Origin of the sequence: Catenovulum agarivorans DS-2 (assembly GCF_000568405.1) — a bacterium.
Lineage (GTDB): Bacteria > Pseudomonadota > Gammaproteobacteria > Enterobacterales > Alteromonadaceae > Catenovulum > Catenovulum agarivorans_A.
The window spans coordinates 104,538-125,752 of record NZ_ARZY01000008.1 but is presented as its reverse complement, the minus strand read 5'-3'; the positions used below and the strand labels follow the sequence as shown (position 1 = coordinate 125,752).

19 protein-coding genes are annotated in these 21,215 nt (G+C 41.2%); 7 read left to right on the top strand and 12 right to left on the bottom strand.

Annotated elements, in window-relative coordinates:
• Positions 1–185 precede the first annotated feature (185 nt).
• Entirely contained in the window at positions 186–737 is a 552-nt protein-coding gene (locus DS2_RS06645; RefSeq protein ID WP_035013879.1) for a gamma carbonic anhydrase family protein, read from the top strand.
• A gap of 47 nt (positions 738–784) precedes the next feature.
• On the opposite strand, the gene aroE is transcribed toward DS2_RS06645, so the two are convergent.
• The 3 genes from aroE to DS2_RS06630 all read right to left on the bottom strand — a co-directional run bounded on the left by aroE (position 785) and on the right by DS2_RS06630 (position 6,039).
• Positions 785–1,591, bottom strand: coding sequence for a shikimate dehydrogenase (gene aroE, locus DS2_RS06640; RefSeq protein WP_035013878.1), 807 nt, complete (start codon positions 1,589–1,591; stop codon positions 785–787).
• Between the two features lie 64 nt (positions 1,592–1,655).
• Positions 1,656–4,919, bottom strand: a complete 3,264-nt coding sequence (locus DS2_RS06635) for a response regulator (protein WP_051479682.1) — start codon at positions 4,917–4,919, stop codon at positions 1,656–1,658.
• Positions 4,912–6,039, bottom strand: coding sequence for an ABC transporter substrate-binding protein (locus DS2_RS06630; protein ID WP_051479681.1), 1,128 nt, complete (start codon positions 6,037–6,039; stop codon positions 4,912–4,914). The genes DS2_RS06635 and DS2_RS06630 overlap by 8 nt, the downstream gene beginning before the upstream one ends.
• A gap of 140 nt (positions 6,040–6,179) precedes the next feature.
• Between DS2_RS06630 and DS2_RS06625 the strand changes: the two genes are divergently transcribed.
• Positions 6,180–6,596, top strand: coding sequence for a group II truncated hemoglobin (locus tag DS2_RS06625; protein ID WP_035013877.1), 417 nt, complete (start codon positions 6,180–6,182; stop codon positions 6,594–6,596).
• A gap of 1 nt (position 6,597) precedes the next feature.
• Here DS2_RS06625 and hemF read toward each other — a convergent pair whose 3' ends face one another.
• From hemF to DS2_RS06595, 6 genes are read right to left on the bottom strand one after another with little or no spacing between them, the layout of a single operon-like run.
• Positions 6,598–7,512: an oxygen-dependent coproporphyrinogen oxidase gene (gene hemF, locus DS2_RS06620; RefSeq protein WP_035013876.1), complete on the bottom strand. Its 915-nt coding sequence runs from the start codon at positions 7,510–7,512 to the stop codon at positions 6,598–6,600.
• Positions 7,512–8,072, bottom strand: coding sequence for an L-threonylcarbamoyladenylate synthase (locus DS2_RS06615; protein ID WP_035013875.1), 561 nt, complete (start codon positions 8,070–8,072; stop codon positions 7,512–7,514). Before DS2_RS06615 ends, hemF begins: the two co-directional genes overlap by 1 nt.
• Positions 8,073–8,118: 46 nt before the next feature.
• Positions 8,119–8,667: a type I DNA topoisomerase gene (locus DS2_RS06610; protein WP_035013874.1), complete on the bottom strand. Its 549-nt coding sequence runs from the start codon at positions 8,665–8,667 to the stop codon at positions 8,119–8,121.
• A 35-nt stretch (positions 8,668–8,702) separates the two neighbouring features.
• Complete coding sequence (locus DS2_RS06605) at positions 8,703–9,179, bottom strand: DUF494 family protein (RefSeq protein ID WP_035013873.1); 477 nt, start codon at positions 9,177–9,179, stop codon at positions 8,703–8,705.
• Between the two features lie 3 nt (positions 9,180–9,182).
• Complete coding sequence (gene dprA, locus DS2_RS06600; RefSeq protein WP_035013872.1) at positions 9,183–10,289, bottom strand: DNA-processing protein DprA; 1,107 nt, start codon at positions 10,287–10,289, stop codon at positions 9,183–9,185.
• A 21-nt stretch (positions 10,290–10,310) separates the two neighbouring features.
• A complete protein-coding gene (locus DS2_RS06595; protein ID WP_035013871.1) occupies positions 10,311–11,420 on the bottom strand; it encodes a LysM peptidoglycan-binding domain-containing protein in 1,110 nt (369 codons plus the stop codon).
• 126 nt (positions 11,421–11,546) lie between these two features.
• Here DS2_RS06595 and def point away from each other — a divergent pair, with 126 nt between their 5' ends.
• From def to trkA, 4 genes are read left to right on the top strand one after another with little or no spacing between them, the layout of a single operon-like run.
• Positions 11,547–12,065, top strand: coding sequence for a peptide deformylase (gene def, locus DS2_RS06590; protein WP_035013870.1), 519 nt, complete (start codon positions 11,547–11,549; stop codon positions 12,063–12,065).
• Between the two features lie 9 nt (positions 12,066–12,074).
• On the top strand, positions 12,075–13,016 hold the full coding sequence (fmt, locus tag DS2_RS06585; RefSeq protein WP_035013869.1) for a methionyl-tRNA formyltransferase: 942 nt from the start codon (positions 12,075–12,077) through the stop codon (positions 13,014–13,016).
• Entirely contained in the window at positions 13,010–14,302 is a 1,293-nt protein-coding gene (gene rsmB, locus DS2_RS06580) for a 16S rRNA (cytosine(967)-C(5))-methyltransferase RsmB (RefSeq protein WP_035013868.1), read from the top strand. Before fmt ends, rsmB begins: the two co-directional genes overlap by 7 nt.
• A 25-nt stretch (positions 14,303–14,327) precedes the next feature.
• Positions 14,328–15,713 carry a Trk system potassium transporter TrkA gene (trkA, locus tag DS2_RS06575; RefSeq protein WP_035013867.1) on the top strand — a complete coding sequence of 462 codons (1,386 nt, stop codon included), beginning with the start codon at positions 14,328–14,330 and terminating at the stop codon, positions 15,711–15,713.
• A gap of 8 nt (positions 15,714–15,721) precedes the next feature.
• On the opposite strand, the gene DS2_RS06570 is transcribed toward trkA, so the two are convergent.
• Positions 15,722–17,173, bottom strand: a complete 1,452-nt coding sequence (locus DS2_RS06570; protein WP_035013866.1) for a TrkH family potassium uptake protein — start codon at positions 17,171–17,173, stop codon at positions 15,722–15,724.
• 13 nt (positions 17,174–17,186) lie between these two features.
• On the bottom strand, positions 17,187–17,792 hold the full coding sequence (locus DS2_RS06565; RefSeq protein WP_035013865.1) for a YigZ family protein: 606 nt from the start codon (positions 17,790–17,792) through the stop codon (positions 17,187–17,189).
• A 118-nt stretch (positions 17,793–17,910) separates the two neighbouring features.
• Here DS2_RS06565 and DS2_RS06560 point away from each other — a divergent pair, with 118 nt between their 5' ends.
• The gene (locus DS2_RS06560) at positions 17,911–18,321 is read left to right on the top strand and encodes a diacylglycerol kinase (RefSeq protein ID WP_035013864.1); all 411 of its coding nucleotides are present in this window, start codon (positions 17,911–17,913) and stop codon (positions 18,319–18,321) included.
• On the opposite strand, the gene DS2_RS19710 is transcribed toward DS2_RS06560, so the two are convergent.
• Positions 18,307–21,096, bottom strand: coding sequence for an ATP-binding protein (locus DS2_RS19710; protein WP_051479680.1), 2,790 nt, complete (start codon positions 21,094–21,096; stop codon positions 18,307–18,309). The two genes, DS2_RS06560 and DS2_RS19710, sit on opposite strands and share 15 nt — an antisense overlap.
• Between the last annotated feature and the right edge of the window lie 119 nt (positions 21,097–21,215).

The following is a 21,215-nucleotide window of genomic DNA, read 5'->3' as shown; positions in this document are numbered from 1 at the left end:
TCATTTAACGTACGAAACGGCTATTTTTAATGCATTTTTGCCACTAAACCACTTGCCAATCGCATCACTACAGCCAATTTAGCTACTAACAATAGTTGTACTACAACAAAATATATTCGTTTGGTTGAGAAGTGCGCTAGTATTATTGCAGCTAGGCAACAACTAATATCGATTAAGGACATAATATGAATCAGGTGCGCCCTTATAATAAGATCACCCCTACAGTAGCTGACAATGCATATATTGATGACAGCAGTGTACTGGTTGGCGATATAACCCTTGACCAAAATTCTAGTATATGGCCGTTAGTAGCTGCTCGCGGTGACGTTAACTATATAAAGATAGGTCAAAGAACAAATGTGCAAGACGGTTCTGTTTTACACGTTACTCGTTTCAGTCAGGCTAACCCAAAGGGCTTTCCCCTTATTATAGGGGATGATGTAACTGTTGGGCACAAAGCTATGCTGCATGGTTGTTATATTGGTAACCGCGTTTTGATTGGTATGGGAGCAATTGTATTAGATGGTGCAATAATTGATGATGACGTTATGATTGGTGCTGGCTCTTTGGTGCCACCGGGTAAAAAACTAGTCTCAGGTTATCTGTACGTCGGTAGCCCAGTTCAACAAAAACGCAAACTAACCGATAACGAAATTGCCTTTTTAAAACAATCGGCAATCAATTATGTTGAGCTCAAAGATCAATATTTAGCACAACAGCTGCCAAAAGAGCTTTAGTTTAGTGAGCCTGTATTCCACACTTGGTTTACAGGCTAACAATTAGATTATTTTTTCAGCATAGCAATGACGGGTTGTGTTGCGGGTTTAACTCCTCGCCATATTTCAAAACTAACCGCGGCTTGCCCTACCAGCATGCCAATACCATCAATTGTTTTTGTAACCCCCTGCTCACTCGCCCATTGATTAAATCGCGTTATCTGATCAGAATAAACCATGTCATACACAACTGAGTGGCTTGAGAATATAGTCGCTGGAACTGGTGGTAAGGTTTTCGAAAGGCCAGCTGAAGTAGAATTGATAATTAAATCAAAGTCGCCAGCTAGGCTAGTAATTTCAACAGCATTGATGTTCCCGTATGGTGAAAACTTGTTGGCCAATGCAGCTGCTTTGCTATAGGTTCTATTGCAGATTATAAGTTCATCTGGCTGCTGCTCCAGCAAAGATTTAAGTACTCCACTAGCCGCTCCTCCAGCACCAATCAGTAAAATACGCGCACCTTTTAGTTGAACTTGGTTATCCAATAAATCACCAACAAAACCAGGACCATCAGTTGTATCACCAAGTAACTTGCCATCCGGTAGTAATTTTAACGTATTAACTGCCTCTGCAAGCTGAGCGCCTTCTGTCAAAACATCAGCACGCGCAAAAGCATCTTGTTTAAAAGGGGCAGTGATGTTGCAACCTTGACCACCTGAGGCTAAAAAAGTATCCAATGCCTGATTAAAACCATCATCTGGTGCCCATATTGCCTCATATTGCATATCTTGCTTGCATTGACGGGCAAACTCTCTATGAATTAAAGGCGATTTACTCTGTACAATCGGATTGCCAAAAACTGCGTACTTATCCATTTTCGTGAATTCTTATTCATGCCAACAATGCCACTAGTATACTCATCACTTAACCTTGAGCAAATTAACTCAACCATTTAAGTAGCTTATTCTCAAGTACCAAGGGGTCTATTGGTTTAGCAATATAATCATCCATGCCTGCTGAAATACATTTCTCTCTATCGCCTTCCATTGCATTTGCAGTCATCGCAATAATTGTTACCCTTTTATACGCCTCACCCGCATCGCCATTTCGAATACGTCGTGTGGTTTCATATCCATCCATTTCTGGCATTTGGCAATCCATTAATATGCAGGTGTAAGGGCAAGTCTGGTTTGCTGCATTGAGCATCTTTAACGCCTGAACACCATTATCAGCAACATCAATAGTGAGATGCAGTTTCCCCAACATTGCTTCTGCAACCGCTTGATTGATGGGGTTATCTTCTACAAGTAAAACCCGAGTTCCTTGTGTCCAGCTATAACTTGATTCAAATGGTTTGGCCGCTTGTTTTTTTGGTTCCGAACTTGCGAGTGTTTGAATATACTCATGGGTAATTAGCGGCTTGGCTTGCTGCAATACGTCACCCCCATCGACCACAATTGAGATAGCTGCAAGTAAATCAGTTGCAGTTGTCGGCTTGGAAAAATAACCAACAAATCCAATGTCGGCAATATAGCGAATATCGCCTGGTTGCCCAGAAGAGGTCATCATGATTAATGGTATATCACGAGTTTGTGGATTAGCTTTAAAGTGCTCTGCTAGTTCAACTCCATCCATGTGAGGCATATGCATATCTAAAAAGGCGATATCAAACGGCTTTTTAACTTTAGCTAATTTGCACAAATCCAAAGCTAGTTGACCGCTGTAAGCTTCGGTTACTTTAATTCCCCAACAACCTAATTGGCTGCGAAATACATCTAAATTAGTATGATTATCATCCACTACGAGAACATGCATGTTGGTTACATCTGCATTAGGTATCTCGGCTTCAGCTAAAGTACTTTTATCTAACAAAACATCAAACAAAAACGTACTGCCTCTGTCTTTTATGCTGTGGACTCGAATATGTCCTTCCATCAACTCCACCAACTTGCGGCAAATGGCAAGGCCTAAGCCAGTGCCTCCATATTTACGAGTGGTTGAAGCATCAACTTGATGAAAAGGTAAGAACAACGAAGCTTGTTTATCTGCAGAAATTCCGATCCCTGTGTCACTAACGGAGCAGAGCAGCTTTAGTCGCGTTTGCTTATTCACTACCACTTCAGACAATTCGACTTTGATACTAATTTCACCTTGCTCGGTAAACTTAATCGCATTACCGACCAAGTTAGTTAAAATTTGACGTAAACGGCTCGGATCCCCTTTAACGTTGTTGAGTTTTACGCCACGCAAATCCAATATAATTTCGAGCCCTTTAGAGTTAGCCTGAAACGCAATCGCTTCAGTAAACTCACCTAACATCAGTGGTAAATTAAAATCTAATAGCTCCAATTCTAATTTACCGGCATCAACTTTGGAAAAGTCCAAAATGTCGTTAATCAGCGTCAATAAAGATTTTGCACTGGTATAGGCAATCTTTACTCTATGCTTTTGTTGTGCGGAAAGTTCTGAATCAACTAATAACCCGAGCATCCCCAATACACCATTCATTGGTGTACGAATTTCATGGCTCATACTGGCTAAAAATTCACTTTTAGCTTTAGCCCCCTGCTCTGCTAACTCCTTAGCAGCAATCAATTCATATTCAGCTTGTTTGCGGTCGGAAATATCCATATGCGTACCTAACACACGCCCAGGCAGTTGCTGTTGACCAAGCGCAACAATTAAACCGGTCGCAAATAACCAAACCCAGTGACCATCTTTGTGCCAATACCTAAATTCACATTCATATCGTTTGGCTTTCCCTCTTCGGTGCCGAATAAAAGCTTTAAACACTCGGTACTTATCTTCAGGGTGAACCCCCTCCAGCCAAATATTTAATGAATAATCGGCGATATCCGTTTTATATGCCCCTATGATCTCAGCCCATTTATCGTTGACATAGATTCTATCCTCTTCGACATGCCAATCCCAAGTGCCTACCTGTGCACTTTCAACAACCAAAGCTAATTGTTTCGATTTTTCGATAATGCTTAGCTCATGCTGATGCTTTTGCACTAACATGTCATTAAAACTATCCGCTAACTGCTCTATTTCATCACCCGTTGATACATTCACTCTCACGTTTTGTTGGCCTTGAGCGACTTTGCTTGCTGAGCGTGTCAGCTCAACCAATGGCTGGGTAATTTTATTACTTTGAAACCATACCAATAGAATCACGATAACGCTGGTCAATAGCACCACGCCTATGGTTATCAGACCAATACCATTTGCACTAGAAAATACCTGCTGAGTCGAAACTTCACTGACAAGTTTCCAACTAATATTCTTCACTGTGATATCATGCACAGCCGCGATCACAGAAATACCTAAATTATTTTTATAGCGGTATAGATCTGAATCCAGGTCATACCCATCTATCAACAAACTAAAATCAACTTCTTGCTCAAAGACTGTTTGCCACTGGCCTTTATCTTGCGGCGTTCTTAAGTATCCGTCAGTGTCGACCAAATATTGGTTCATGATTAAACTTTGGTCTGGCAAACTTTCCATTAGGTTTAAGATTCGTTCTAGCGATATTTTGAGCGCCAATACACCAATGCGCTTACCTTCTGGCGTTAATAATGCTGCTGTTAAGAAACCAGAAACTGGATAGTTACCTCGCCTTTTGGTTGGATAGAACTCAAAATCTGAAAATAGCGTGTTGCCTGTCGTCAAAGTTTGTTTGGCCGTTTGCGCGAAACGACTGGTGTTAGCTGAACCTGAAAAGAGATTTTGTCCAAAGTCTTTATCTTTAAGCACGCTAAAGAGAATATTACCTGAACTATCAATCAAATAGAGGTCATCGATATAATCATAGCCATTAAAAAACTGCCTAATCGGTGCTTGGTGCTCATGGACTATTTGCGCCCAAGCATACGATTTAACATAAACATCAGCCGTTAGCTTACTATGCGCTAAGCCTAAACTAAGCTGCTCAAGCAAATGCCAATAGTGGGGTAATTGTGCTTGGCTCGCTATGTCCATGAGTCGATAATCAAACCAATTGTCGATAAAATTAACCGTCAACCTAGAAGTTTGCCTCAACTTGTCTTCTGCCTGCTCTGCTAGGCCTAGCTTAGCTTGCTGATACCCAACAAAAGATACAAAGATAATCGGCACTATGGTGAGGATAACAATGAATAACAGTAACCTGCGGCTCAATTTGGTATAAGTTTTATGTTTAGATTGGCCAATATTATTCATACTCACCCTCTTCAAGGGCAAACTCTTCAATATCGATAGGTTGAGATAAAATGCCAGCACGTACTGCGTATTTCATCACCAGTTCAAGACCAGCTTTATCAAGCTCTAAATCATGATAGTTAATCGCATTTAACTGTGGCGACAAACTTGCAACTACGGCAGCTCGGTTATGTGCAGGGATATGCTTTTGGATAATCTGTACAATTTGTTCTAGTGCAGCCCCACCCTCAGTCTTAGCCAGCTCTATGTCCGCACCAGCTTGCTGAATAAAGTGTTTAACTTCTAATACAGCATCTTTTTTATGCAAAATAGAAGCATCTTTTGCTAGGGTAATGCACTCAACGTGTCCTTTAGGCCATTGCAACACGTCTTTGGAATACCAAGCAACATGCCCAAAACCACCGGTTTCAACTACATCAGCCCAAGGCAGCGATTGCTGAAATGCTGCCGCGATCCCTCGGTTACTCTGCGCTTTTATATGTAAGGGCGCTTTAGGCGGTGCAATACCAACCAACCGAATATCCACGTTTTTGTGCACATCAAACCCGACAGAGACGTTGTACTGAGATAAAAACTTGTATAAGACCACCGAATGAGTTGATTTAATATGCGGTACAGCAATCTCGAGTGGTCGAATTTGATGATGAGACAACTCTTTGAGCGCCAATGCAAGTTCTGCGGTCGGTTTACGCTGTTGCCGTTTAGTTGCTAAACGGACTTTTCGTGCAACAGCATCATTAATGGCCAGAGCATTCCCATCACGATGCATTAAACCAATCCATCTAAAATTTGCTCGTTCTAAAAACATATCCATCGCAAGAGGGCTCATTACAAACGCCATATCAGCTTGCTCTGAATAAAAATATGCTCGGAGTAAATCCCAACTTTGCATTTGTTTAATTTGAAAATCAGCAAACTTCATTTGCTCACGATACTTTTCATACGCAACAAGCGCAGCATAGTGATCAGCCAACGGAATATACAAAGCAACAATTGGTTGTTTTTGTTGAGAATATGCCGACGTAGAATAGGACAACTGCCAACATAATAATAAACTCAGCATTATTTTTAATGCATATAAACTATGTGGAGATTTGACTGAATTCAGCGCTCGATACATTATTGACCAGCTATACCTAGTGAAATTCTTCGAGAGATAAGAATAAGCATAGAACAATTTTGCTATTTGTCCTGCCAGCGTTTTTGCTCATCAGTAGATTTAAGTTAGAATAGCCTTTTTAAACGACTATCAATTTTTTTATGCTTAAAAAGCTGCTCAACATATCTGAACCAACTAAACCGCAAACACCCTACCAAGCGATAGGCGGGGAAAGCGCAACACGATTACTTGCGAATCGTTTCTATGATTTCATGGAAAATGATCCACACGCTAAAGATTTATTGGATATTCATCCTAAGCCGCTAGACAGCATAAGAGTAAGGTTTTTTGAATTTTTATCTGGTTGGCTAGGTGGGCCTGGATTATTTGAAAAAAAATATGGTCACCCGAGATTACGTGCGCGTCATTTACCATTTAAGGTAACGGCTCACCAACGAGATTTATGGATGTTATGTATGAATCAAGCGTTAGAAGAAGTGGTTACAGATAAATTATTGCGCCGCCAGCTGCAAGCTAGCTTTTACCAGCTTGCGACGCACATGATCAACACTGATTAATCTAAGCTAGAGCTAACCAGTCCTGTGGTTTTAAATACTTTTGATACAGAATAGCTTCAGCGCTGCCTGGCTCGGGTTGATAATTGTATTGCCAACGGGCCAAGGGCGGCATAGACATTAAAATCGACTCAGTGCGCCCACCTGTCTGCAAACCAAACAAAGTACCACGGTCGAAAACTAAATTAAATTCAACATAACGGCCACGACGATATAACTGGAATTGACGCTGCGCTTCTGTGTAGCCAACATCCTTACGCTTGTTCATAATTGGCACATAAGCATCAATATAACCTTGGCCGACAGCTTTGACAAAATCAAAACATTTTTCAAATGACCAATGATTAAGATCGTCAAAAAATAACCCACCAACTCCACGCGTTTCATCACGGTGTTTTAAATAAAAATATTCGTCACACCAGTGTTTGTATTTAGGGTAAACCTCATCACCAAACGGCTTGCATAAATCAAACGCAGTTTGGTGCCAGTGCACAACATCTTCTTCAACAGGATAAAAAGGGGTTAAATCAAAACCACCACCAAACCACCATACTGGTTCAGCACCATCTTTTTCTGCCATAAAAAAACGTACATTTGCATGCGAAGTTGGAATATGTGGATTTTTGGGATGAATAACCAGCGAAACACCGCAAGCTTGCCAACGACGTCCTTCTAATTCAGGCCGATGTGCAGTAGCAGCAGCCGGCATGGCGTCACCACTCACATATGAAAAATTAACCCCACCTTGTTCAATCACAGCGCCATCAGTTAACACACGTGTTCGACCGCCACCGCCTTCTTTGCGTTGCCAGTTATCTTCAACAAATTTACCTTGACCATCGGCTTGCTCCAAAGCTTGGCAAATATTATCTTGTAATGATTGGAAGTACTGAATAACGGTTTGAATATCAATTTGCATCACGCGCGAAATACCTCGCCAGTTAAAGGATTAATAATAGTGCTAGGTTTAGCCGATTGACCAATTTCTCCCGCTACAATCAAATCAATCTGGTCAGCAAATACACGTGCCACTTCACCTGCTGATTTAGCCGATTCTTCACCAGCTAAATTAGCACTGGTTGATACCAAAGCGTGACCTAAGCGTCGGCACAAGTCGCGTGCACCTTGGTGCGCGGTTACTCGAACTGCAATCGTATCAAACTGGCCAGTTAAAAATTTAGGTGTCGTGCTTTTAGCTGGCAATAATAAAGTGTAGGGCCCAGGCCAATGAGAAAATGCACTATAACGTTTATCTTGTGGAATTTTGGCATCATCAACAAAAGGTAATAATTGTGAATAATCACTGGCAATTAAAATTAAACCTTTGTTTATGTCTCGCTGTTTTAGCTCTAAGATTTTCAGTACGGCTTGTTGATTATTCGGATCACAACCTAAACCAAAACAAGATTCAGTAGGATAAGCAATTACCCCACCTTGTTGGACGATTTCAAGTTCAGTTGAATTGTTTATATCAGTCATCGAAATACACAGCTAAATAGTAGATAGCGGCATTATACCTAACACTTTACACTTTATGGCCACATTTTTTTTGCGGGCAGACCAGTACATTTTTACCTCGCAAGTATTTCTCCAACATGATAGGCCACCCACAAGCTTCACAGCTTTGTGCAACTGGAGGGAAGTTAACCGCATAGTTGCATTTCGGGTAAGCAGAACAAGGATAAAAAGTTTTACCGAAGCGGTTTTGTTTTTTGAGTAGGTGCCCCTGATGACACTTAGGGCATTCTATTTGCGTATCAGTATTTTCCTGGCTGTCTTTGTTGTCGATAAAATGGCAATCAGGGAAACCTGAACAACCAATAAATATACCGTATCGACCATGTTTGACCGCCAAAGGTTTAGAACACTCAGGACACTCTGAATTTGGTATCAATTGATCCAAGTCTGGATCATGTTCTGGATGTAAAGCTTTAGTATATTCACATTTTGGGTAAGCACTACAGCCTAAAAAAGGGCCAGCTTTGCCGTTACGAAACACTAAATCTTCACCACACTCCGGGCAGGATTCACGCTTGCTATCAAATTGTTTAAATAAAGCTGAATCTTTAGTCATTACTGCCCAGAAGGTGCTCCATAGGGGAAAGTCATTTAATGCAATGGACCATCAGGTTCTTCGAACACCAATTCTTCCATTTGAGTATAAGCACTTTCGTGCCCAGGGACATTAAACAACACCATTAGTACAACCCATTTTAGGTCGTCCAACATAAATTCAGGTGTTTCTAATGCCATAACTCTGTCGATCACCATTTCACGCGTTTCGGTGTCGAGCACGTTTATTTGTTCAAGAAACATAATAAATCCGCGACACTGTGCATCTAAACGCATCACTTCCTCTTCAGTATAAATACGTGCCGAAGAGTTCGGTGAATTTTTAGTTAGGTAAGGAATTGCGTCTGAGTTTTGCAAATCGGCTAGCTTTTCAAGCCAGTCGAGTGCCTTATAAATCTCATCGACTTCAAAACCTGCTTTGATTAATTCATCAGTCAACTGATCGTGATCAACAAACACTTCAGTTTCACTATGAATATAGTTCTCAAACAAGTACATGAGGATATCAAACATAATTTATTCCCTCCTCAATCGAATGTAACCACCCGATGTAGCAGCGATAAGACCTTGAATTTCAAGATCCAAGAGTTGAGATAACACTACTTCGATTGACTGCTGAGTCCTTGCCACCAGTTCATCAATAGAGGTGACCTCATAGTCTAAGTTAACCAACAATTCGTGACTTGTGAAGTTTTCTTTGTCACTTTTTTGTGTTTTTTCTAAATTTTTTTCAATTTCTACTGGTTGTTGTTGCCAATGCCAAGCGGATAACTCCTCTAATATATCGGCTGTTTGCGTTACTAATTTAGCACCCTGCTGAATAATTTGATGACAACCTTGAGTTCGAGGGTCGTGTATACTGCCAGGAATGGCAAAAACTTCACGACCCTGCTCAAGCGCATAATTTGCGGTAATCAATGAACCACTTTTCGGGGCAGCTTCCACCACTAATACGCCTAAACTCAAACCACTGATCAAACGATTCCTTCGTGGAAAATGTTTTGGCCGTGGTGGCGTGCCTGGGGGGAACTCAGACAGAATGAGTCCTGTTTGAGCAATCTGCTGATATAAACTTTGATGGCGCTTTGGATAAATCACATCAACCCCTGTGCCAAAAACCGCAATAGTTTTGCCATTAGCGGCCAAGGCTCCTTTATGGGCTTGCCCGTCAATACCACTGGCAAAGCCACTGGTTACAATAATTCCGCGCGCCGCTAAATCTTTGGCAAAAGCAAATGCATTGTCGGCACCATAATGCGAAGCATGGCGACTACCAACCATAGCGACTTGCGTTTGCTGTAATAAATCAATGTCGCCTATTGCGTACAAAACCAAAGGTGCTGAAGCTATTTGTTTAAGTTGCTCAGGGTAAGCTGGATGTTGCCAATGAATAATATGGTGGTTGGTACTTTGGCGGCACCAATTTAATTCTTGTTCGATTGATTGCTCGGTCTGAGCATTTAATTCAGTTAAATGCTCTGGTTTAAACCCATACTGGATGAGCTTATGTTCCGGATCTTGCAAAACTTTGTGTAAAGGCCGAAAAGCCAGCTGCTGCATCCACTTACGACCGCGCAAACCAAGTTGCTTAATGCGCAGCCATGCGCAAGTATTATCATCCATAATCTAACCTTATTTTTTTGCTTATTCAGGAAGGCCAACTTTGTCGCCTAATTCAAGTGCCTTTTTTGTATCAGTGACCAAAGCATAACTGAGCTCATTGTAAGTTTTGAACACCACTAGATTACCAATGGCTTCAAAAGGCATATCATATTGACTAAACGGATTAAAACGATGAAAAAACTGACTGAATCGCCCTGCATCTTCAGTATAAACAGGCTTATCGTCATCCATAATAATATCTGGGCTTTGACGATAAACCGCCAAAACATGACCAGGCTTCAACCCCTGCTTGGTCCCGGAATTAATGACCACGACCTCCAATTTACTAAATTCAGATAAACCACTTGAGGAAGTCAGAATTTCAGCAGAAATTTGTTCGTTCGGAATAGATAAAGTAAAGGTTGCAGGCAAGGACTGATCTGTCAATAAAGACAATAACTTATCACCTGAACGAATTTCACTTTTACTGCTAACAATACGTAAACGTGCAGGATGGTCCTTCTCTTCATCTTCACCCGTCAAAACTCTTGCAGTACCTGTAAGCTTCAGTTCTTGAGCTTTACCAGAAAAAAAGCTCGTATCGTATTCACGTATTTTGCGATAAACCCCATATAACTTACCTTGGACCAAATCCCCAGTGGCATAGACTAAATCACCTTTGACTTTATTTTTGGTATTGGTGTCGCCACCAATCACCATAGAAGCTGAATCATATTCATTTTCAAATAATGTTCTTTCATAGTTTAAATAAGGCGTAATCACATTCAACGGTAAGGTTGCGATCGCTTCATATCGTTTGTACTGAATGCGCTTAGTCGGTGAAAGTTTAACCACATTGTTGTTACTGGCCGTTTTAACAACCAACCTAGGCTGGCCATTTTCATCATAAATCAAGGCTAAAACATCACCAGGGTAGATTAAATGCGGATTCTCAATTTGCGGGTTCATTCCCCAGAGCTTTGGCCACTTCCACGGAGAGTTTAAAAATAAAGCTGAAATATCCCAAAGCGTGTCGCCTTTTTTAACTACATATTCTTGTGGGGCATCATCGCGAATTTTAAGTACATCAGCAAAGGTGTGAGTTGCCACCATTAACATGCATAAAAGGCAAAATTTAAAATATTTATACATACAGCGTCCTTGTGTGACGAATTATTATGAATATTGCGTCTAATAGTTATAAAATGTCTTTAAATAAGTATAGCATTACAGCATAACTTAAAATTTACACAAAAGTAGTTAAAATTACACAATATTATGGCGATTTATCAAGTATTAAAATTTCCCGATGAGCGATTGCGCACAGTCGCTCGTCCGGTTGAAACAGTAACAGACGAAATTAAAACCATTTGTGATGACATGATTGCAACCATGTATGACTCACAAGGCGTTGGTTTGGCTTCTACTCAAGTAGACGTCATTCATCGAATTTTTGTAGCTGATTGCAGCGAAGAGCAAAACGATCCTAAAGTATTTATCAATCCGGAAATCATTGAAGCAGATGGTCATCGTATTCATGAAGAAGGCTGTTTGTCTTTTCCTGGTGTCTACGCCAAAGTTGAACGAGCTGATGTAGTCACGGTTAAAGCATTAGATAAAAACGGTGAAGAATTTAGCCTGAAAGCGGATGGTTTAATGGCTATTTGCATTCAGCATGAATTGGATCATTTGAACGGCAAGCTATTTGTCGATTATTTGTCACCGCTGAAAAGGCAAATGATCAAAAAGAAATTAGAGAAAGAAGCTAAGCTTGCTGCAAAACAAGCAAAAAAATAAGGTACTGATTTGGCGTTAAAAATTATCTTTGCAGGCACACCTGACTTTGCCGCACAGCATCTAGCGGCATTGTTGTCGTCTGAGCATGAAATCATAGCGGTTTATACTCAACCTGATAGACCAGCTGGTCGAGGGAAAAAACTGCAAGCATCCGCGGTGAAACAACTGGCATTAGAGAACAACCTGCCCGTATTTCAGCCTGAATCGTTAAAAGATGCACAAGCGCAACAACAACTTACCGAGTTAAATGCAGACTTAATGGTTGTGGTTGCATACGGCTTGTTGTTACCACAAGCTGTTTTAGACACACCAAAGTTAGGCTGTATAAATGTTCATGGTTCGCTGTTACCTAAATGGCGCGGTGCAGCACCAATTCAGCGCTCCATTTGGGCAGGTGATGAATATGCTGGTGTAACCATAATGCAAATGGATATTGGTTTAGACACTGGAGATATGCTGCTAAAAGCACAGATAAAAATTGATCCACAGGATACTTCAACCAGCTTATACAACAAACTCGCAGAGTTAGGTCCACAAGCTTTAATTGATTGCATACAACAAATTGAAGCTGGCACTGCCGTTGCTGAAGCCCAAAACGACAGCCAAGCGAGTTATGCAAAAAAACTAAGCAAAGAAGAAGCTTTGATTGATTGGCAACTACCAGCAACTCAACTTGAACGTAATATTCGCGCATTTAATCCTTGGCCTATGGCCTTCTTTAACTGTAATAACCAAGCAATAAAAGTGCATAAAGCACAAGTATTAAGCTCTGATAAGCAGCTGCCAGCTGGCACAATAGTGCAAGCGAACAAACAGGGCATTGACGTGCAAACATCGCAAGGTGTGTTACGTTTACTTGAACTACAACTGCCAGGTAAAAAACCATTGGCAGTTGTCGATATATTAAACGGCCGCGCAGACTGGTTTAAACAAGGAACACAATTGTGTTAAATACTCGCGCGCTCAGTGCGCAAATTATCTATGCTGTACTAGATGAACAAAAATCGCTTACGGCCTGTATCGCACAATTGCCTAAAGATTTATCTGCTTCACAAAAAGGTCAAATCCAAGATTTTTGTTATGGCTGTTTGCGCCAATTTCCCAAACTGAATCGGTTGATTAATCAACTGTGCCATACCAAGTTAAAACCAGAACTTAACCAATTACGTTATTTGTTAGCGATTGGTATCTATCAATTACTTGATGAAAAAGCGGCAGAGCATGCAGCAATAGACGAAACCGTAGAAGCCAGTAAACAAATAGGTTTGTATGCGTTTACTAACATGATAAATGCGATACTGCGAGAATTTCAGCGTGAGCGTGAAACTTTAGTTTTGGATAACCCACAAGATGTGCAAGCTACCCACCCCAACTGGTTGGTTAAACAATTAAAACAGGCTTATCCAAAAAGCTTTAAAAAAATAATCGCCGCCAATTTGCAGCAAGCGCCTATGTGGCTGCGTATAAACCAACAACTGTATGCAGATGCACAAGATTATTATGCACTGCTACAGCAGGCTGACATTAGCTTTAGTGCCGATAAAAAAAATCCGCACAGTATTAAATTAGCAGCACCAACAGCCGTTGATAAACTACCAAACTTTTTTGATGGTGCTTGCACAGTGCAAGACGCAGCGGCGCAAAATGCTGCGCGTTTATTACAACCACAAGATGGTGAACGCATATTAGATGCTTGTGCAGCTCCAGGTGGCAAAACCACGCATATTTTGGAGTTAGCACCTAAAGCGCAAGTAGATGCACTAGATATTGAAGTTGAGCGACTTGAGCGGGTTGAACAAAACCTAGAAAGACTTAATCAACAAGCACATATAATTGCTGGCGATGCGAGCGAGCCACAACAATGGTGGGATGGTATTTTATACGATCGCATCTTGTTAGATGCACCATGTTCTGCAACAGGTGTCATTCGTCGTCATCCAGATATTTTATATTTACGCCGCGAAGATGATATTCAGCAACTTGCACAACTGCAGCAAAAAATACTTAAACAAATGTGGCAAATACTCAAACCGAGTGGCACGTTAGTCTATGCAACTTGTTCAGTATTGCCGCAAGAAAACAAACAGCAGATCAGCCAATTTCTAGCACAAACATCGGACGCAGAGCTGCAAAGTATTTTTGCCTCGGATACAGCGGCAGATCCTGGTTGGCAAATATTGCCAAACCAACAAAATATGGACGGCTTTTATTACGCTGTATTGAAAAAACAAGCATAAAAAACTCAGGTAAATCAGCACAGTTATGAAAATAATTATCTTAGGGGCAGGTCAAGTTGGCGCCACGCTAGCGGAAAACTTAGTTGGCGAACACAAAAGTAAAAACGACATCACTTTGGTTGACGCCGACTCAATGCGTTTGCGCGAATTGCAAGATAAGCTCGACATTCAAGTGATAGTCGGCCAAGCAAGCCACCCAGATGTTTTGAAAAAAGCCGGTGCTGAAGATGCTGATTTATTAGTGGCGGTAACCAATAGTGACGAAACCAATATAGTTGCCTGCCAAGTAGCCTACACCCTATTCCATACGCCGAATAAAATCGCGCGCATACGGTCAGAACAGTACACAAAATACCGCACCCAACTATTTCACGATCATGATATGCCTGTAGATAATATTATCTCGCCTGAACAATTGGTCACTAAATATATTAAGCGGCTAATTGACTACCCAGGCGCATTGCAGGTAATGGCTTTTGCAGGCGGAAAAGCCAGTTTGGTTGCGGTAAAAGCTTATTATGGTGGTATGTTAGTAGGCCATGCTTTATCTGCGTTACGTGAACACATGCCAAACGTAGATACCCGTGTTGCGGCTATCTATCGCCAAGGCCGCCCTATTCGTCCGCTCGGAACAACTGTGATTGAAGCAGATGACGAAGTATTTTTTATTGCTGCAACCAAACATATTCGTGCGGTAATGAGTGAACTACAGAAACTCGAAGCATCGTATAAACGCATTATGATAGCCGGTGGTGGCAATATAGGTGAAGGTTTAGCCCGCCAGTTAGAAAGCACGCATAAAGTAAAATTGATTGAGCGCAACCCAGATCGAGCAGCGCATTTATCGGAAAACTTAGAAAACACTATCGTTTTTTGTGGTGATGCGGCCGATCCTGAACTACTCAATGAAGAACATATAGAACAAGTTGATGTATTTATTGCGGTCACCAATGACGACGAAGCAAATATTATGGCGGCCATGCTCGCCAAACGTTTAGGCGCGCAAAAAACCATGGTGCTGATCCAACACACAGCTTATGTTGATTTAGTTCAAGGTGGTGAAATTGATATTGCCATTTCTCCGCAACAAGCGACTATTTCGGCGTTATTAACTTATGTGCGCAAAGGCGACATAGTTAATGTTTATTCCTTACGCCGCGGTGCTGCTGAAGCAATAGAAGCAATTGCCCATGGTGATAAAGAAACCTCAAAAGTAGTCGGCCGGCAAATTAAAGATATCAAACTACCACCTGGCACAACTATAGGTGCAGTGGTACGAAAAGACGAAGTGATTATTGCGCATAACAGCACAGTGATTGAGTCAAATGACCATGTGATCTTATTTTTGGTCGAGAAAAAATACGTCACAGAAGTTGAAAAACTGTTCCAGCCAACTGCGCTGTTTTTCTAGCATTAAAATTAAGACCGCCAAAATGTCGGGGTAAATAACACCAATAAAGTAAATATTTCTAGTCGGCCAAATAACATAGCAACCACTAAAATCTGTTTGGCGGTATCAGGAATATTGCCAAAGTGTGCAGCGACTTCACCTAAACCTGGACCAAGGTTATTTAAACAAGCAGCAGTGGCAGAGAACGCAGTTAAATCATTCATGCCTGTAGCCATTAGGCTTATCATAGTAACGACAAACACTAACGCATAAGCTGAGAAGAACCCCCAAATCGCATCAACTACTTTATCTGGTAAAGCTCGGCGACCTAACTTAATAGAGAAGACGGCTTTTGGGTGAACTAAACGATTCAGTTCACGCACCCCTTGCAAATATAGCAAGACTACCCGCACTACTTTTAAACCACCACCGGTTGAACCAGCACAGCCACCAATAAAACTGGCAAACAACAATAGAATCGGTAAAAACAGTGGCCAATCAGAAAATGAATCGGTCGCAAACCCAGCAGTTGTACTAATAGACACAGCTTGAAATGCCGCTTGGTTAAACGCTGTTTCAGCAGTGTCGTATACCTGATGCTGCCACAACACAGAAAAGCACAACAATGTAAGTGCAAGCTGAATCAATAAAAATATTTTAAACTCGGGATCTTTAAAATAGGTAAAAATAGAACGGGTTTTAACCACTCCATAGTGCAATGCAAAGTTAACCCCAGATATCAGCAAAAACACCACACAGATCCAGTTTATAATTGGACTATCAAAATAACCCAAACTGGCATCATGGGTAGAAAAGCCACCAATAGCGATAGTTGAAAAAGAATGGCAGATGGCATCAAAAAAAGTCATGCCTGCCGCCCAATAAGCAACCGCACAAGCAATGGTTAAAGTTAAATAAATATACCAAAGGTGTTTGGCTGTATCGGCAATACGCGGAGTCATTTTAGAGTCTTTGACAGGGCCTGGCGTTTCCGCTCGATATAACTGCAACCCCCCCACGCCTAACATAGGTAAAATAGCCACAGCCAACACGATTATCCCCATACCACCTAACCATTGCAGTTGTTGGCGGTAAAACAACACAGCTTTTGGGTAAAAATCTAAGCCCGTTAAAACGGTTGCCCCTGTGGTAGTTAGACCTGAAAAACTTTCAAATATCGCATCCGTCATACTAATTGACGGCGCACTCATAAAAGCAAACGGCAATGAACCTGCAAGGCCCAGCACAGTCCAAAACAACACAACAATTAAAAAGCCTTCACGTGCTTTTAATTCACTGACTTGTTGGCGGTTTGGATACCACATGGTTAAACCAATTAAAAAGCTCGCGACAAAAGCTAAAACAAAAGCCAAACCACCGCCGTCTTTATAGATCAGTGAAACTAACGCTGGCGGCAACATAGTAAAACTAAATATGCCGACCAAAATGCCTAGTATTCTTATTATCGCGCGATATTTCATGGTTAGGAGAGGTTCACTTTTGTAATTTTTGCAGTTTAAGCTGCATATCCTTTAGTTTGTTAGCGAAATTCTCGCTGTTCGTTGCGTCAAGTGCAAGCAGCAATCGAACATTATCTGTATAGTTTGTTTGTATAATTTGCCCATCGTATTGTTTTAACCAATATTGAATTTGATCAAACTGATGATATTCACAGGTTAATTGATATTCCTGCCGGATCACTTTTTCAATGGTTGGCAAAGTTTCAAGCGCAAGTTTAACCCCACCCGCATAGGCTTTCACCAATCCACCCGTGCCGAGTTTAACCCCACCAAAGTAGCGAATAGAAATAGCCAGGACTTCACCCAAACCAGAACCTTGCAATACCGCCAACATGGGTTTGCCTGCGGTGCCAGATGGCTCTCCGTCATCAGAAAAACCATATTCATTTGAATCATTCGGTGCACCGGCAACAAAAGCAGAACAATGATGGCGGGCATCTGGATAAGCGGCTTTTTGCTGTTGAATGATTTGTTTAGCATGATTGTTATCTTGCACAGGAAAAATCTGTGTAATAAAACGGCTGTTTTTAATCACTTCTTCAACTTGATGAAATTGTGCTGGTACTGGATAAACGGACATAAAATTCAGGCTATTGCGGTTGTTGTAATAACAAATTCATAATTTGCCTATTGTAACCTATCAATAAATATTCGACACTCTTTACACTTAATCACGCATCAAACCACACAGATCAAACATGAATAGCACGTCTGACAATCAATCCACAACCACTCACAAACCTAATGGTGCAGGTTTTGGCCGCGTAATAAAAGCAGCCAGTTGTTCATTTAAAGGGTTAAAAGCGGCATTTAAACATGAAGCAGCATTCAGACAGGAACTGGTATTAGTCTTTCTGTTGATTCCGGTGGCATTTTTTACCAGTCAATCACTTAGCCGTTTTGTCGCATTAGTGTCGGTACTGATCTTGGTCCTGATAGTCGAATTACTCAACTCAGCAATTGAAGCAACAGTCGACCGAATTGGTTTGGAACACCATAAACTAGCTGGTCGCGCCAAAGACATGGCATCTGCAGCGGTTGCTTTAAGTCTATTAACCGCGCTAATTGTTTGGGGTGGTCATCTATATTTGACCTTATTCTACGCATAAAAGCTGGTCGATTGTATCGAATAGTTGCTGACGGCCAAACGGCTTACCAATATGGGCATCCATCCCTGCTTGCTGACATTTGCTGATCTCGTCTGGCATCACATGTGCAGTCATCGCAACAATAGGCAGCTGCTCAGCCGTATATTGTTGTCGAATAAGCTTAGTTGCTGTCAATCCATCCATTTCTGGCATCTGCACGTCCATCAACACCAAAGCAAAACTTTGATCAATAAGCTCGAGCGCTTCACTACCATTAATCGCATGCACAACCTCAAAACCTTGTTGGGTCAACAGTGCTATGGCTATTTCGGCATTAATTTCATTATCTTCGGCCAATAGAATTTTTTTACGTCCCTCCAGTGTTTGTAGCTTTGATTGAAAACTAGTGCTCGGCTGATGCGCATCTACTGGCTCTGAACTTTGCTCTAGCACACTCACTAGATTGCCCAAAGAATATGGTTTTAACAAATAGGTATGAATGTTGAGCCTTTTCATTGCTGCGGCCGACTGTCCATCTAAGCGCGCAACCAATAAAACAAAGCAATTTGTTGGTATATTAGTCTGACGTAGTAACTCTGCTATTTGAGTTTCGCCAAGCGCAAGGTCGAGAAAAACAAACTCTGGTTCCACTTGATAACAACTGCTTAATAAATCTTCGAGTTCAACTAACTGGCAAGATTGAAAAACATTTACTGCGTATTGACTAAATATAGTCTGCTCAAGAGGATCGGCAATCACTGCCAAAGCGTGCTCAGAACGCTTGATGTATAACGCATTTTGACGGTGTGATTTTGCAAACTCTAGTTTGAAGTAAAATGAACTACCACACCCGGCTTCGCTGGTTAATTGAATTGTCCCTCCCATCAACTTCACCAAATTTTGACTAATCGCTAAGCCTAAGCCAGTCCCACCATATTTACGTGATGTAGACCCATCCGCTTGGCTAAACGCCGCAAATAAAGCTTGTTGCTGCTCAACGGGTATACCAATACCACTATCATTAACCGAAAACTCTATCTGCAATTTATCATTGCACTCGTTCGCTACCAACCGAATCTGTAAAATAACATGGCCTGCCTCAGTAAATTTAATCGCATTGGATAACAAATTCACTAGTACTTGGTGCAATCGATTAGGATCACCAACAACTTTAGGTAAAGGTTCACAGCCTAAATCAAACAAACATAAAACGTCAGGTTTAAGATTAAAGTGACCGACAGATGCTGCAACTCCTTGCACAACACTATCTAAACAAAAATCCTCTTCAACTATGCTCAGCTTGCCAGCCTCAATTTTAGAATAATCCAGAATGTCGTTGATTACATGTAACAAATTATCCGCAGACAGTTTTATCTTACGTAAATAGGCTAACTGAGTATTATTAAGTTCTGTCGCCAAACATAAATCAGCTAAACCTAAAATACCATTCATAGGTGTACGGATTTCATGCGACATATTCGCCAGAAATTGCGACTTAGCTTGGCTTGCTTGCTCTGCTTGTCGAGTTGCTTGTTGCAAGGCTTCAGCAAACCTAAGCTGCTCGGTTACATCTTTAATGACAGCTACGGCCACACGTATATTATCTAGTTCCAACGGACTAAGCTGAATTTCAACTTGGCGCAATTGACCCTGCGCCAAGGTATGGGTGAATATTGCAGTTGAACCTTTGTCTTCTTCTAAACAAGCTAAATACTCGCTAAGCTCAGCATTGCCTAACTCCTGAATTGACTTAGCACTCAACTGAGTTTGACTAAAGCCATAGTATTGACAGGCAGCTGGGTTAAACTCAACGATGTCTCCTGAGTCACAATCAAACAACATCATAATGGTTTGATTGTCTTCAAAAATTGCACGCAAACGCTTCTCAGATAACAAGCGCTCTCGCTGATAAACAGCTTTCTGCTGCTGGTTTTTATACAAATAAACAAATAATAAAATAACCAATGAAACGATAATCGCAGTCAACCAAATATGTTCCAGGGGAAACAGTTCGATTGCCCAGCCACCTTGAGGATAGGCAGCCATAAACCAACTTCCATAAGGTAAGTTCACTTGAGTGGTCAGCACACCATCTTGATTAAACAGTTGTGGGTCACCAAAAAATACTTTCTCGTTGGATGTAAGTGGGGCGTTGGTGCGCAATGCTATATCTAAACTAGGGTGATTGCTTATATCAGCATTGGCTAATAAACGGTCGATATCGATTACTACCGAAACCAGTCCCCACAATTGGCCTGATTGAGCACTAAAAACTGGCTCACGAGCAACTAATGCAACACCGCCTTGAACCAAATTTAATGGGCCAGCAATCACAATGCTTTTTTCTTTAACCGCTTTGAGTGCGGCATCTCGTTGTGCCGGATTTTTACGGAAGTCTAACCCTAACGCCGCTTCATTGCCCTTCAAAGGATGAATTAAATTAAGAACGAGATCTTTAGCAGCCCCAACATTACGAACGTGATTGTCACTAACCACTAATTGCTGCACAAAAGAGGAAAACTCAGCCTGATCAAGCTCTGGGTTTGTGGCGATATAACTGCGAATACTTCGAGTCACAAGTAAGTCTTTCGCTAGTGAAGCTTCTAGGTTTGCGCGGGTAAATGACAAAGATTCACTTAATTCAGAGCGGTACGACTTATAACTCGTTTTAAAATTAAAATGCGCCAGCCAAATAGACGCAGCAATAATTAAAGTTATACATAATGTCGCTAAAGCAATAAAAAATTTATTACTGTAGTGATAACGCTGTAATTGACGAGAGTTTATTCGAGTCACACCAAGGCCTAAATACAGATTGGTAATCAGCTGAACATATATAGCTTAGTTCATATTGCAACATTTACCCATTTATCGATTGTTTTGTGCAAAAATTTTTAGGCATATCCCCAAATGAA